Source organism: Bradyrhizobium jicamae (assembly GCF_018130215.1).
Taxonomy (GTDB): domain Bacteria; phylum Pseudomonadota; class Alphaproteobacteria; order Rhizobiales; family Xanthobacteraceae; genus Bradyrhizobium; species Bradyrhizobium jicamae_A.
Genome location: NZ_JAFCKQ010000025.1, coordinates 21,436 through 35,018, shown reverse-complemented (window position 1 = coordinate 35,018; position 13,583 = coordinate 21,436). Strand labels below are relative to the sequence as shown.

15 protein-coding genes are annotated in these 13,583 nt (G+C 64.0%); 10 read left to right on the top strand and 5 right to left on the bottom strand.

Translation table 11 applies throughout. The annotated features are described in order from the left end of the window. Window positions 1-6 precede the first annotated feature (6 nt). Window positions 7-552, bottom strand: coding sequence for a hydrogenase (locus JQ586_RS24310; protein WP_249148049.1), 546 nt, complete (start codon window positions 550-552; stop codon window positions 7-9). Window positions 553-655: 103 nt separating this feature from the next. On the opposite strand from JQ586_RS24310, the gene JQ586_RS24305 reads away from it, so the two are divergent. From JQ586_RS24305 to JQ586_RS24275, 7 genes are all read left to right on the top strand, one after another. Further along, entirely contained in the window at window positions 656-1,423 is a 768-nt protein-coding gene (locus JQ586_RS24305) for an aldolase/citrate lyase family protein (protein ID WP_249148048.1), read from the top strand. 299 nt (window positions 1,424-1,722) lie between these two features. Then, window positions 1,723-2,115, top strand: coding sequence for a PRC-barrel domain-containing protein (locus JQ586_RS24300; protein WP_212397139.1), 393 nt, complete (start codon window positions 1,723-1,725; stop codon window positions 2,113-2,115). A 269-nt stretch (window positions 2,116-2,384) separates the two neighbouring features. After that, window positions 2,385-2,675: a hypothetical protein gene (locus tag JQ586_RS24295; RefSeq protein ID WP_212397138.1), complete on the top strand. Its 291-nt coding sequence runs from the start codon at window positions 2,385-2,387 to the stop codon at window positions 2,673-2,675. Window positions 2,676-2,884: 209 nt separating this feature from the next. After that, complete coding sequence (locus JQ586_RS24290) at window positions 2,885-3,901, top strand: YihY/virulence factor BrkB family protein (RefSeq protein WP_212397210.1); 1,017 nt, start codon at window positions 2,885-2,887, stop codon at window positions 3,899-3,901. A 287-nt stretch (window positions 3,902-4,188) separates the two neighbouring features. Then, window positions 4,189-4,974, top strand: coding sequence for an acyltransferase (locus JQ586_RS24285; RefSeq protein ID WP_212397137.1), 786 nt, complete (start codon window positions 4,189-4,191; stop codon window positions 4,972-4,974). Between the two features lie 217 nt (window positions 4,975-5,191). Further along, on the top strand, window positions 5,192-5,809 hold the full coding sequence (gene rpsD, locus JQ586_RS24280; protein ID WP_212397136.1) for a 30S ribosomal protein S4: 618 nt from the start codon (window positions 5,192-5,194) through the stop codon (window positions 5,807-5,809). A gap of 95 nt (window positions 5,810-5,904) precedes the next feature. Next, entirely contained in the window at window positions 5,905-6,972 is a 1,068-nt protein-coding gene (locus tag JQ586_RS24275; protein ID WP_212397135.1) for a low specificity L-threonine aldolase, read from the top strand. A gap of 118 nt (window positions 6,973-7,090) precedes the next feature. On the opposite strand, the gene JQ586_RS24270 is transcribed toward JQ586_RS24275, so the two are convergent. From JQ586_RS24270 to grxD, 4 genes are read right to left on the bottom strand one after another with little or no spacing between them, the layout of a single operon-like run. Further along, a complete protein-coding gene (locus JQ586_RS24270; protein ID WP_249148041.1) occupies window positions 7,091-8,365 on the bottom strand; it encodes a serine hydrolase domain-containing protein in 1,275 nt (424 codons plus the stop codon). After that, a complete protein-coding gene (locus JQ586_RS24265; RefSeq protein WP_212397134.1) occupies window positions 8,346-9,632 on the bottom strand; it encodes a serine hydrolase in 1,287 nt (428 codons plus the stop codon). The genes JQ586_RS24270 and JQ586_RS24265 overlap by 20 nt, the downstream gene beginning before the upstream one ends. 46 nt (window positions 9,633-9,678) lie before the next feature. Further along, window positions 9,679-10,230 carry an O-acetyl-ADP-ribose deacetylase gene (locus tag JQ586_RS24260; RefSeq protein WP_212397208.1) on the bottom strand — a complete coding sequence of 184 codons (552 nt, stop codon included), beginning with the start codon at window positions 10,228-10,230 and terminating at the stop codon, window positions 9,679-9,681. Next, window positions 10,227-10,559, bottom strand: a complete 333-nt coding sequence (gene grxD / locus JQ586_RS24255) for a Grx4 family monothiol glutaredoxin (protein ID WP_212397133.1) — start codon at window positions 10,557-10,559, stop codon at window positions 10,227-10,229. Before grxD ends, JQ586_RS24260 begins: the two co-directional genes overlap by 4 nt. A gap of 297 nt (window positions 10,560-10,856) precedes the next feature. Here grxD and egtB point away from each other — a divergent pair, with 297 nt between their 5' ends. The 3 genes from egtB to JQ586_RS24240 are packed head-to-tail and all read left to right on the top strand — an operon-like array spanning window position 10,857 to window position 13,581. After that, complete coding sequence (gene egtB / locus JQ586_RS24250) at window positions 10,857-12,107, top strand: ergothioneine biosynthesis protein EgtB (RefSeq protein ID WP_212397132.1); 1,251 nt, start codon at window positions 10,857-10,859, stop codon at window positions 12,105-12,107. 53 nt (window positions 12,108-12,160) lie between these two features. Beyond that, window positions 12,161-13,129, top strand: a complete 969-nt coding sequence (gene egtD / locus JQ586_RS24245) for an L-histidine N(alpha)-methyltransferase (protein ID WP_212397131.1) — start codon at window positions 12,161-12,163, stop codon at window positions 13,127-13,129. Beyond that, the gene (locus JQ586_RS24240; RefSeq protein WP_249148040.1) at window positions 13,126-13,581 is read left to right on the top strand and encodes a DUF4345 domain-containing protein; all 456 of its coding nucleotides are present in this window, start codon (window positions 13,126-13,128) and stop codon (window positions 13,579-13,581) included. The genes egtD and JQ586_RS24240 overlap by 4 nt, the downstream gene beginning before the upstream one ends. Window positions 13,582-13,583: the final 2 nt, after the last annotated feature.

Here is a 13,583-nt window from a genome sequence, read left to right as displayed (position 1 = left end):
TCCCTGTCAGCCGGGTGGTGGCGCCTTCCCTCGCAGCCCCCAGAGCAGCAAGACGCTTGCGGCGATGATCGCGAGGCCGATCGTGATAAAGCCGGCCGTCACAAGCGATTCCTGCCACTGTGGAGCGCTGTGCCCTGCCCCGGTTATCGGTGAAAGCGCGGCGGTCCCCAAACTGGCGGCGAGTGTCGTCACCGCCCAATTGCCATAAGTCCCGCCAAGCAGCGTCCAGTAGGCCGCCGCGCTTGCGCGGGATGAAAGCTTCACGTCGCGCCAGACCGCGCCGACGGCGAGCAGGAACGTCCCATTCATCACGCCTTCCAGATGCGCCGCCAGCGCCATTCGCACGTTCGCAAAATGCTGCTCGGCGAGCCCGGTGAAAAGCCCGATCAGGAAGAGACATATTCCGTGGAAGAGAAGCCGTCGCCGATAGTCCATTCCTGTCCCCTCGATGATCAGCCGGTCAGGACCGCTGAGCGTCGCGAGATAGTAGGAAGAGGACAGACGCTCCGCCAGCGGCTTCGTACTATCGCGTCCGCCTGCGGCCGAATACATTGAGATTGCCGTGTCGGCGTTCTGCCGGTGTCGGGGCCAGGCGACCACGAGCGATTTGCGTGTACACTTGGCCTCCGAGTCACCTCTGGAAGGGAAGATCGCATTGTCCCCCTCACCGCTCAACCGGCTGCGCAAGCAATGGCGCGAGAAGCGCCCGACCTTCGGCGCGATCGCCACGATGCCGAGCATCCAGGCCGTGCAGATCATGGCGCAGTCGCTCGACTGGATCATCGTCGACCTCGAGCACGGGCCGATCGATCTCACCGCGGCGCACGCGATGATCGTCGCCACGTCGGGCACGCCGTGCGTGCCGATGGTGCGGATCGCGGCCAATGAGCCATGGCTGGCGAAAGCGCCGATGGATCTCGGCGCGCTCGGCATCAATTTCCCGATGATCTGCAACCGCGCGGACGCCGAGAAGGCGGCGCGCAGCGTACGCTACCCGCCGAAGGGTGACCGGCTCTGGGGTCCGTTTCACGCGCCGTTCCGCTGGGGCGTCTCGATGGCCGACTATATGGCGACATCGGACGACGACATGATCTGCATGATCACGATCGAGCATGTCGAGGCGGTGAACCGCATCGACGAGATCATGGCAACGCCCGGCATCGATCTCGCGGTGATCGGCCCCGGCGATCTCGCCACCTCGATCAACAAGCGCGGCCTGCCCGACGATCCCGAGGTGATGGCGCTGATGCAGCGCGCCGAGGAAGGCATCCTTCGCAGCGGCGTGCCGATCGGCGGCGTCGCACGCACCGCCGAACAGGCCAACGCGATGATCGATCGCGGTTACCTTGCTCTCGCGCTCGGCTTCGACTGGTCGCTATTCCAGCGCGGGATCGCGGCCGCGTTCGCGGGGATCAAGCGATAACGGCCACCTGTCTCCGACCATGGCAACATCCGCTCGCGCACGGTCCGCCCTTGGGCTGAAGGACTTGAGGCGAGACCGTGCAGGCCAGGCCCCAGAGGAGTCCCGCCTGTTTGTTAACCCGCCGCGACCATGAAGTTCCTAAGCTGGGAGGCGGCCGGTCAGGCGACCAGCCTTCCAGGCTCCATCACGACCGAATTCGCACGCCACATAACTTCGACGATCGTCGACGTGGAATAGCTTCAGGAACTGCAGACCTCGTTGGTTGTTTATTGAGCTCACTTTTCAAGAGGAGCCCAACAATGAAAAAAATCGCGACGGGAATTGCTTTCGCTTCCATCCTGACGACCGCTGCGTATGCGGCAACGACGACGATGTCGGCGGCCCCATCGGAAAGCTGGACGGTGACCAACTACTACAAGCAGTCGGTATACGATCCGAAGCAGAGCAAGATCGGCGACGTCGATGACGTGCTCGTCAACAAGCAAGGACAAGTGACCGGCCTCGTCGTCGGCGTCGGCGGATTCCTCGGCGCGGGGGAAAAAGACGTCATCGTGCCGTTCACGGCCGTGAAGTCCGAGAAGAAGAACGACAAGTGGTGGCTCACGCTCGACCAGACCAAGGATGAACTGAAGAGCGCGCCCGGATTCAAATACGACAAGGCAAGCACTGCCTGGGTGCCGGAGAGCAAGTGAGCGAGGTTGATCGACCCGCGCCCAAGGACTCACGCTCACGGTCGAGCTGCCCGAGTTCGAAGCCGCGAGCCCTGTCTCCGATGATGGATCGCGGCTCGTCGCCGCCTGTTCTTCACCGGAGTTCGAGCCCAGCAGTCGCCTCGTCGAAGCCATTGCGAAGGATATCGCGTGCCCGTCGTTGTCGACGGGCGCGCAATCCCTCCGGAAATAGCAACCCTCGACCGGGTGCCGAATTGATGTAGACGCCAATCGTTTCGAAGGAAGTTCACATGAGAAGATCGACGATGATTGCCGCCGCTCTCGCCATTGCCGCAGTCACGGTAGCCGCCCCCGCCGAAGCCGGAGGCTGGCGAGGCGGCTGGGGTCCGGGAATTGGGTTCGGCATCGCTGCCGGCGCGCTGGCGGCGGGTGCCTACGGTGCCTATGGCCCGTATGGTTACGGCTACGGGCCGGGTTATTATTATGGCCCGAGCTACGCCTATTACGGCGGCCCGTACTATGGCCCGCACCGATACTACCGCCACTACTATTATCACCACCACTACCATCACTACCGGTGACCGAGGTTTGGGGCGGACGGCTCGCTCCGGGCCGCCTCCGATCTCCGCTCGCGAGAGCCCCGGTCTCCCATGGAGAGCGATGGTAGCTGCGGCCGTCGCTGCCGGTATCGAGGCAGCGACGCGATGCAGGATGAGCAATGGCCGCGCGCCCCAACTGGCCGAACTGGCAAAGCGATCTGGCGCTCCTTGCGGCAGCGATATTAGGTGCGATGACGGTCCACCGGCATTTGACGCGGTTGCCGCGGTCGCCGAAGGCCGGACCGCACACCGTGCCGGTGAACACCGACGCGGGGAAGCCCGGATGGTTGTCCCAGGGCCCGCTGGAGATAACGGCGGCGGGCTGGAGGAACATCCTTTTCCGCACCTATCGGCAGATCGATGAGGACCGGCTCATCCCAACAGCGGCCGGGATCGTGTTCTACGGTCTGCTCGCGACCTTCCCGGCCATCACGGCTCTGGTCTCGAGCTACGGTCTGTTTGCCGATCCATCGACGATCTCGGCCAATCTGCAAAGCCTGGCTCTCATGTTGCCGGAAGGCTCCTTCGCCATCGTCCGGGATCAGATTGCCCGCGTGCTCGCCAAGGGTACGTCGACGCTCAGCCTCACCTTCATCCTCGGGTTGCTGATGGCGATCTGGAGCGCGAACGCCGGCATGAAGGCGATCATCGATGCGCTCAATGTGGTCTACGAGGAGAAAGAGAAGCGCGGCGTTCTCAAGTTGAATCTTGTGTCGCTCGCATTCACGGTCGCCTCCCTCGCCGCAATTCTGGTGATGGTCGGTGCGATCGTCGTCATCCCGCTTCTGCTGCAGCAGGTTGGATTGGGCGCGCGTGCCGAGCTCATCATCCGGTTCGGGCGGTGGCCAATCCTGACGGCGCTCCTGCTCACTGCGCTGGCGGTGCTCTACCGCTACGCCCCGAGCCGCACCGAGCCGCGCTGGCAGTGGCTCAGCGTCGGAGCGGTCGCGGCCGCAGTGCTGTGGCTGGTCGGCTCGTCGCTGCTGTCCTGGTATCTTTCGAATTTCGGCAATTACAACGCGACCTACGGATCGCTGGGTGCGGCGATCGGCCTCATGACATGGATGTGGATGTCAGCGATCATCCTGCTCTGTGGCGCGGAATTGAACTCCGAGATCGAGCATCAGACGAACGTCGATTCCACCAAGGGCCGGCCCTTGGGAGCGCGCGACGCAGCGAGGGACAAGACGATCGGCAAGGCCGTATGAGACATTCACGGTTGCGTCGGTTTCGCCACGCAAAATCCTGGGGACAGACTGCCGCGATAGATGAACGACCAAGATGAACGATATTGGCCGAACGTCTGATATTCCACAGGCATACCGCCTGCTTTTCGCCCTCAATCTGCGCTGTTAGACTTTCGAGGACGCTGCCAGGAGCAAACCAATCCCACCCCCAAGCCTACCCACTCATGCTATCAAGGAGCCGGCGGTCAGCGGATCGGGCCTGCCTTGCTTTCGATTTTTTGCCTGTTACGGGATTTTGAGCCGAACGGATGCGCGGTAAGCCACGCAAGATATCGCTGCCGCGCCGCCTCGTCGCCGATCTCATGCGCGCATCGGCCCGCGTGGCCTTTGTTTCCCTGACCCGCCGCCTGAATGTCCGCGCCGTGGCCGAGGCCCGCACGCAGGCGGCAGGCGCGCCGGGTTGGGCGGCCATCTTCATCAAGGCTTTCGCGCTGGTGGCCAGGGACGAGCCGACCCTGCGCACGCTCTACGTCAAATGGCCCTGGCCGGCGCTGTACGAAATGCCGCGCAGCGTCGCCATGGTGGCGATTGCCCGCGTCGAGGACGGCGAGGATTGTGTGCTGTTCGAGCGGGTCTGCGCACCGGACCAGATGACGCTCGCCGATATCGACGCGCTGATCCGGCGCGCCAAGACCGCGCCGCTGAAGGAGATCCCCTCGTTCCGCAAGACCTTGTGCGTGGCAAGCCTGCCGCTGCCGCTGCGGCGCCTGGCCTGGGCGATCGGGATGAATGTCGGCCGCCAGCGCGCCAATTTCTGCGGCAATTTCGGCGTGACCTCGGTTGCGGCGATCGGGCCGGGCGAACTGCATGCACTGAGCCCAGGGCCGTTCCTCCTCAGCTACGGCGTCATCAAGCCGGATCAGACCGTCGATGTCGTGCTGCGCTGGGACCATCTGGTCTGCGACGCCGCCCTGATGACCAGGACCCTGAGCCGGCTGGAGCAGGTGCTGAACTCGGAGATATCGGCCGAATTGCGCGCGATTTGCCCGCAAACCGGCACGAGGCCGGTACGGACGGCCGCAAACCGGGCGTAAGGGGCCGAAAACGACCGATTTTACCGGCTGTTTCGTTTGACAGCGCAGCGCTTTCTCCTTAAGACCACCCCTGCTCGCGGGCCGGTTTCGGCCCGCGAAGCGTTTCGCGACCCGTGGTTCGTCCCCGAGCTTTCGAGGCGGACCTGTCGGTACGGGCCTTTCGGCCGGTACACAGGAGGGCGCGTTTCCTCAAAACCTGAAACCTGAAGAGGACGCGATGACAAAGCGCAGTGAGGCGAAGTACAAGATCGATCGCCGCATGGGCCAGAACATCTGGGGCCGCCCGAAGAGCCCCGTGAACCGCCGCGAATACGGCCCCGGCCAGCATGGCCAGCGCCGCAAGGGCAAGCTCTCCGACTTCGGCGTGCAGCTCCGCGCCAAGCAGAAGCTCAAGGGCTACTATGCCAACATCTCCGAGCGCCAGTTCCACGGCATCTATGTCGAGGCCGGCCGCATGAAGGGCGACACCGGCGAGAACCTGATCGGCCTCCTGGAGCGCCGTCTCGACACCGTGGTCTATCGCGCCAAGTTCGTCTCCACGATGTTCGCCGCGCGCCAGTTCATCAACCACGGCCACGTCAAGGTGAACGGCCGCAAGGTCAACATCGGCAGCTACAAGCTGAAGGTCGGCGACACCATCGAGGTCAAGGAAGCCTCCAAGCAGCTCACCCCGGTGCTGGAAGCGAGCCAGCTTCCCGAGCGCGACGTGCCCGACTTCCTCGAGGTCGATCACGGCAAGATGACCGCGAAGTTCGCGCGCATCCCGGCGCTCGGCGACGTGCCGTTCCCGGTGCAGATGGAGCCGCATCTGATCGTCGAATTCTATTCGCGCTGATCATTGCAGGATTGCGAGATACAGAAGGCCCCGGTTTTGCCGGGGCCTTTTTGTTTGGCTAAACTCGCCCCGCACCGAGCGAGAGACACATCATCATGTTCTACACCCCTGCCCCGCCCGATCCGAAGGCCGCGCCCGTCCGCATCAACCTGCTGTCGGACACCCAGACCAAGCCGACGCCCGCGATGCGCGAAGCGATGGCCAAAGCCGAGGTCGGCGACGAGCAGGTCGGCGACGATCCGACCACCAACGAGCTCTGCGCGCGCGTTGCCGGTCTGCTCGGCAAGGAAGCCGCCGTGTTCATGCCCTCGGGCACGATGTGCAACGTCGCGGCGACGCTGGCCTACTGCCGGCCCGGCGACGAGATCCTGGCGCATGCGACCGCACACATCATCGCGCGCGAGGGCGGCGCGCATGCGGCGCTCGGCGGCTTCCAGATCATGCCGCTGCCGGGCGACGACGGCCAGTTCACCCCCGAGGCATTGCGCGCGGCGCTGCATCCGCGCACCCGCTACCAGCCGCCGCAGGTCCTCGTCAGCGTCGAGCAGACCGCCAATATCGGCGGCGGCACGATCTGGAAGAAGGCTGCGCTCGACGAAGTCGTGAGCATCGCCAAGGCGCACGGCCTCGCCACGCACATGGACGGCGCGCGGCTGTTGAATGCCACCGTCGCGTCCGGCATTTCGCCGCGCGACATGACGGCGGGCTGGGATTCCGCCTGGATCGATTTCTCCAAGGGGCTCGGCGCCCCGATCGGCGGAGTGATCGCCGGAACGAGAGCCTTCATCGATGACGTCTGGCGCTGGAAGCAGCGGCTCGGCGGCTCGATGCGGCAGTCCGGCGTATGTGCCGCGGCCTGCATCCACGCACTCGACCACCATGTCGACCGCCTCGCCGAGGATCATGCCAACGCCCGCGCGCTGGCGCGCGGGCTGTCGCAGATCAACGGCATCGAGGTGCAGGCGCCCGAGACCAACCTCGTCTTCTTCAAGCCCGACGGCGCGGGCGTCGCCGGCACCAGGATGGTCTCCGAGCTGCGCAAGCGCGGCGTCATGCTGGCGATGATGGACGGCCGCATCAGGGCCTGCACGCATCTCGACGTGACGGCGGCCCAGATCGAGGAGATGGTCGGCCACGTGCGCGATATCGTGCGCGGGGCCTAGGCTCGCGGTAGCCCGGAGGGAGCGCAGCGCAATTCGGGGTGCGGTGTCGGCGAAAAGACTTGTCCCGGATTTCGCTACGCTCCATCCGGGCTACGAAACTACGAAACGACCTAATTCGCTACCGCCCCATCGCCTTGTAGATCAGCGTCTTCAGCTCGAGCTGGATCCGGCCGCGCTGCGACGGCGTCTGCGCCATGAAGATCCCGAACAGATCGTCCTCGGGATCGACGAAGAAGAAAGTGCCGCCGACACCGTCCCAGCGATATTCGCCCAGCGGCCACGAGGTGTATTCCGGCACCGAGGTGCGCACGGCAAAGCCGAGGCCGAAGCCCGAATTCGGGCCCGGGTAATAGTTCTTGTCGCGCTCGACGCCGGTTTCGGGGCCGACATGGTCCGACGTCATCAGCGCGACGGTTTCCGGCTTCAGATAGCGCCGGCCGTCATAGATCCCGCCGTTGAGCAGCATCTGCGAGAAGCGCGCATAGTCGCCGATGGTGCCGACCATCCCGCCACCGCCGGACTGCCATTTCAGCGGCTGCCTCGGATCGCGGATCTGCGCAACCGGACTGAGCATGCGATCGTTCGGCATCGGCTCGGCGATGCGCGGCCATTTGGCGGGATCGGTGACGTAGAACTCCGTCTCGTGCATTCCGAGCGGTTCAAGCAGCCGTTCCTTCTCGAAGGCGAGCAGCGATTTGCCTGAAATGATCTCGATGATGCGGCCGAGCACGTCGGTGGAATGCCCGTAGTCCCAGAGCGTTCCGGGCTGCTCGGCCAGCGGCAGCGCCGTGAGCCGCGCCACGAATTCGGCATTGTCGGGATCGTTGTTGAACAGGCCGGCCTGGGCATAGTCCTTGTTCACGACACCGCCGCCGAAATAGCCGTAGGGAAGCCCTGCGGTGTGGCGCATCAGGTCCTCGATGGTGACGGGCCGCTTCAGCGGCGCCAGCGTCAGCGTCGCCTTGCCGTCCTCGCCGCGCTTCTCCACGCCGACCTTCATGTCGGCGAACGCAGGAATGTATTTCGAGACCGGATCGCTGAGAGCGAGCTTGCCCTCCTCGACCAGCATCATCGCCGTCACCGAAGTGATCGGCTTCGACATCGAATAGAGACGGAAGATGGTGTCGGCGCTCATCGAGAGTTCGGTTGCGACGTCGCGAACGCCGAAATTCTCGGAATAGACCGGCTTGCCGTGCTGCTGCAGCAGCAGGATCGCGCCGGCGAGCTTGCCGGCCGCGATCTCGTTCCTGATATAGTCGGAGACCTTGGCGAGCCCTTCCGGCGAGAAATGATGCGCGACGTAGCTCGCTCTCGCATCGACCGCACCGAACAGGAGCATGAGCGCCGCGACCAGTGCGCGGCGCCCGCCAATCTCAATTTTCCAGCGCTTCATAGATCAATTGCTTCAACTTCACCTGGATGGGCTGGCGCTGGCTCGGCGACTGCTCCAGCAGGATGAAGAACATGTCCTGCTTGCGGTCTATCACGTAATAGCAGCCGCTGGCGCCGTCCCACTTCAGCTCGCCGAGGTCGCCGGGCGGCGGTGGCTTCGCATTGCCGGGATCGGTGCGGACAGCGATGCCGAGCCCGAAGCCGAAACCGTCACCGGGAAAATAGAAATTGTCGCGCGCGACGCCGGAGCCCGGGCCGACCCGGTCGGTCGTCAATTCCTTGAACGTCTCGGGTTTGAGGATGGTCTTGCCCTCGTAGGTGCCGCCATTGAGCAGCATCTGAGCGAAGTGCGCATAATCCGCCATGGTCGAGACCATGCCACCGCTGGCGGACTCCCACTTCTTGACCTTGGTCGGGTCGTTGACCCGGCCGACGTGGAAATCGCTGTCGTTCGGCATCGGCTCGGCCATCAGCTTCACCTTCTCCGGGTCGGTGACGAAGAAGCCGGTGTCCTTCATGCCGAGCGGTTCGAACAGATTCTTGCGCTCGATCGTCGAGAGCTTCTCGCCGGTGACGATCTCCATCACCCGCGCCAGAATGTCGGTGGAGTGGCCGTATTGCCAGAGCGCGCCGGGCTGGTTGTGCAAAGGCAGCTTGGCGATGCGCTCGGCGAACTCGGCGAGGTCGAAATCGCCGCCATAGATGTTAGCGTCGCGATAGGCCTTGCGGACCAGGCTGTCGCCATAGAAGCCGTAGGTGATCCCCGACGTATGCGTCATCAGATCGAGGATCGTGATCGGCCGGTTCGGCGGCACCAGCTCGAGCGTCTTGGTGCCGTCCTCGGCCTTCTTCTCGACCCCGACCTTCACATCGGCAAAGGACGGAATGTATTTCGAGACGGGATCATCGAGCTTGTACTTGCCCTGTTCGAGCAACTGCATCGATGCGACTGCGGTGATCGATTTCGACATCGAGGCCAGCCGGAAGATGGTCTGGTCGGTGATCGGCGTCTTGCTGACCACGTCCTGGACCCCGAAGGCTTCGTGGTAGACCGGCTTGCCGTGCTGCTGGATCAGGACGATCGCACCGGGGATCTTGCCGGACGCGATCTCCTCCCTGAAGAACTCGCCGATCCTGGCGAGCTTCTCCTGGTTGAAATGCGCGCCGGCCGGAATTTCAAAAGTACCCTCGGTGTGAGTGTACGCTGGCGAGGCCGCCAGCAACGCCGCGCCGGCCGCCACACCACACCACCATCGAAATGAACGCATCACAATCCCTCCCCGGAAATCACGGGGAAGTGTATCCGCCGTGGCATCACGCACAAGGGCTCCCAAAGGCGGACAATGAATCTTCGTGCAATTCGGCGCTGGGGGCAGAAAAGCAGCAGAAGGTCACGCGCGTCACACCGGGTGACGAGGTCAACGCATCGACCACGGTCCTGACGGCAATTTTGGCGGCCCGATCCGCGGGAAACCGGAAAGCGCCGGTCGAAATGGCCGGGAATGCGATCGACGCGAGATTGTCGGCACGACACAGCTCGATGCTGCGGCGATAGCAGGATGCGAGTTGCGCGTCCTCGTCGCGGTTGCCGCCGTACCAGATCGGCCCAACGGCATGGATGACGTACTTCGCGGGAAGCCGATAGCCCAGGGTGATCTTGGCGTCGCCGGTCGCGCAGCCGCCGAGTGTTCGACACTCGCCCAGCAAATCGGGACCGGCCGCCCGATGGATCGCCCCATCGACGCCGCCCCCGCCGAGAAGCGAAGAATTGGCGGCGTTGACGATGGCGTCAACGCCAAGTGTCGTGATGTCAGCAACGATGACGTCGAGCCGCGCCTTGCCGATGCGGCGCGCGGTCAAGGTCAGACCGCCGCGTCGACCGCGATGCCCTTGTCGGAGAACAGCTGCTGCAATTCGCCGGCCTGGAACATCTCGCGGATGATGTCGCAACCGCCGACGAACTCGCCCTTCACATAGAGCTGCGGAATCGTCGGCCAGTTCGAATAGACCTTGATGCCGTTGCGCAGTTCGGCGGATTCGAGCACGTTGAGCCCCTTGTAGCCGACACCGATGTGGTCGAGGATCTGCACGACCTGGCCGGAGAACCCGCATTGCGGGAATTGCGGCGTGCCCTTCATGAACAGCACGACGTCGTTCGACTTCACTTCGTTGTCGATGAATTGCTCGATGCTCATTTTCGCTTCCTTGTTCGGGCGGCGCTCTCAAGCCTTACGGACCGGCCCGCCCTGTTTAACCCGTGACATGCCATATATGTAGCCCAAACCATTGTGCATCCAAAGCAAAATGGCGGAAATCTGGCATGCGGCGGACGCCGGGCGAGGTCCGCCGGACGGGCGGTCCATCATCTGATGGCGCTAATATCATCGCCTGAGAGGGCTTTTTTCCTGTAACCCAGCCCCTATCTAGGACGAACTGTCCGTCAAGGAACCAGTCCGCCGAAGCAACGTTCTCCACCTGAACCGGAGACCATCGTGACGAAACCAGCCTCTGCCGCGGCGAATTCCACCGCTTCCCCGTCACTGTCTTCCGAGTCCAGGCCCCTGACCCAGCGGCTGGTGGACGCCTATCTCGCCGTCCGCGACGAGACCGAGCGCCGGGCTGCGCCGTTGTCGCCGGAAGACCAGCTGATCCAGTCGATGCCGGATGCGAGCCCGGCCAAATGGCACCGCGCCCACACCACCTGGTTCTTCGAGCAGTTTCTGCTGGGAGAGCATGTTCAGGGCTACACGCCGTTCCATCCCGACTATGCCTATCTGTTCAATTCCTATTACGTCAGCGCCGGCCCCCGGCACGCCCGTCACCAGCGCGGCCATCTGACCCGCCCGACCGCCGACGAAGTCACCGCCTATCGCCGCCACGTCGACGCCGAGGTCGTCAGATTCTTCCAGACCACCGATGAAGCGAAGCTGGCGGCGCTGGTGCCGCTGGTCGAGGTCGGCCTCAATCACGAGCAGCAGCATCAGGAATTGATGTTCACCGACATCCTGCATGCGTTTGCGCAGAACCCGATCCCGCCGGCCTATGATGCCGCATGGCGTTTTCCCGCTTCAAGTCGTGCCGCCGCGGAATGGGTCACGCTCAGCGAAGGCATCCACACTGTCGGGCATGGCGACGACAGCTTCCATTTCGACAATGAGAAGCCCGCGCATCGCGCGCTGGTCGGGCCGGTCAGGCTCGCGAAGAACCTCGTCACCAATGCCGAGTGGCTCGCCTTCATCAAGGATGGCGGCTATTCGAGCGCCACGCTGTGGCTGATGGACGGCTTCGGCACCGCGAGCGGCGAAGGCTGGCGGGCGCCCGGCCACTGGCGCGAGGTCGACGGCGAATGGACCATCATGACGCTGGGCGGCCTGCAGCCGATCGACCCGCAGGCGCCGGTCTGCCATGTCAGCTACTACGAAGCCGACGCCTTCGCCCGCTGGTCCGGCAAGCACCTGCCGACCGAGATGGAATGGGAGGTCGCCGCCCGCGCCGGCCAGCTCAACGACGCCTATGGCATCGTCTGGCAGTGGACCCGCAGCGCCTATTCGCCCTATCCCGGCTATCGCGCGATCGAGGGTGCGCTCGGCGAGTACAACGGCAAGTTCATGGTCAACCAGCTGGTGCTGCGCGGCTCGTCGCTGGCGACCCCGGACGGTCACAGCCGCGTCACCTATCGCAACTTCTTCTATCCCCACCATCGCTGGCAATTCACGGGGTTACGCCTCGCAGACTACGCCTGATTGTGTCCTGTCGACATCAATAGCGCGCCGGTAAGCGCGTTCGGGAGAGTATCATGAATGTGCATGCCGCCGCCTTGGCCAAGGTGTATCCGTTCGACGAGGCGACCTCGGCGTTCGCCGGTGACGTGATCGGCGATCTCGCCCGTCACCCGAAACGGCTGTCGCCGAAATATTTCTACGACGCTGCAGGCTCGGAGCTGTTCGAGCAGATCACGGTGCTGCCGGAATATTATCCGACGCGCACCGAGCTCGGCATCCTGCGTGACCGCGGCAACGAGATCGCCGCGATCATTCCGCAAGGCGCGGCGCTGGTCGAATTCGGCGCCGGCGCGACCACCAAGGTGCGGCTTCTGCTCGAGCACTGTGAATTCGGCGCCTATGTGCCGGTCGACATCTCGGGCGACTTCCTGAAGGCCCAGGCCGACGGCCTGCGCAGGGATTTTCCCGATCTCGGGATCTATCCGGTCGCAGCCGATTTCACCACGCCGTTCGCGCTGCCGGAGGCGATATCAGCGATGCCGAAGGTCGGCTTCTTCCCGGGCTCGACACTCGGCAATTTCGAGCCCGGCGAGGCCGCCGCCTTCCTGCGCAGCGCGCGCAAGATCCTCGGCCATGGCGCGCAGATGATCATCGGCGTCGACCTGGAGAAGGATGAGCGCGTGCTGTACGACGCCTACAACGACGCGGCCGGCGTCACCGCGCGCTTCAACCTCAATGTGCTGGTCCGGATCAACCGCGAGCTCGGCGGCAATTTCGATCTGTCGGGATTCACCCACCGCTCGATCTACAACCGCGACCGCCACCGCATCGAGATGCACCTGATCAGCCGCAAGGCGCAGACCGTGCGTATCCTCGGCAGCAGCTTTGCGTTCCGCCCTGGCGAGAGCATTCACACCGAGAACAGCTACAAATATTCGCTCGAGCGCTTCACCGCGCTCGCCCGCGCCTCAGGCTGGCAGGTCCGCAACAGCTGGACCGATGGCGACAAGATGTTCTCGGTGCACGCGCTCAGGGCGGATTGAGCGCGACGGTGTTTCAACCTTGTTTCGACGCGTGCTGGAACGAAACCGAAAGCGTCATGGGCAAGCGAGCACTGCAGATCATCACCGCCTTGCTTGCCCTGGTGCCGATCCTGACCGGCGTGATCACGATGCTGGGGGTTCACGATCCGCTCTACGCATCCGCGGGTGTTCCTGCCCTGCCGGTGCTCGACAGCAATCTTCGATTCTTCGGCGGAGTGTGGTTCGGCCTCGGCATCGCGATGCTCTGGCTGGTTCCCCGCATCGAAAGCCAAACGGTGCTCTACCGCGTGATCTGGGGCGCCATCTTTCTTGGCGGCATCGGCCGGCTGCTGTCGATGCCGCTGATCGGCTCACCGCCGCTCCCGTTCATCGGATTCACCGCGCTCGAGCTGATCGGCGCGCCGCTGTTCGTCTATTGGCAGGATCGGGTGGCGACGGCCGCCGCCAAATGAAC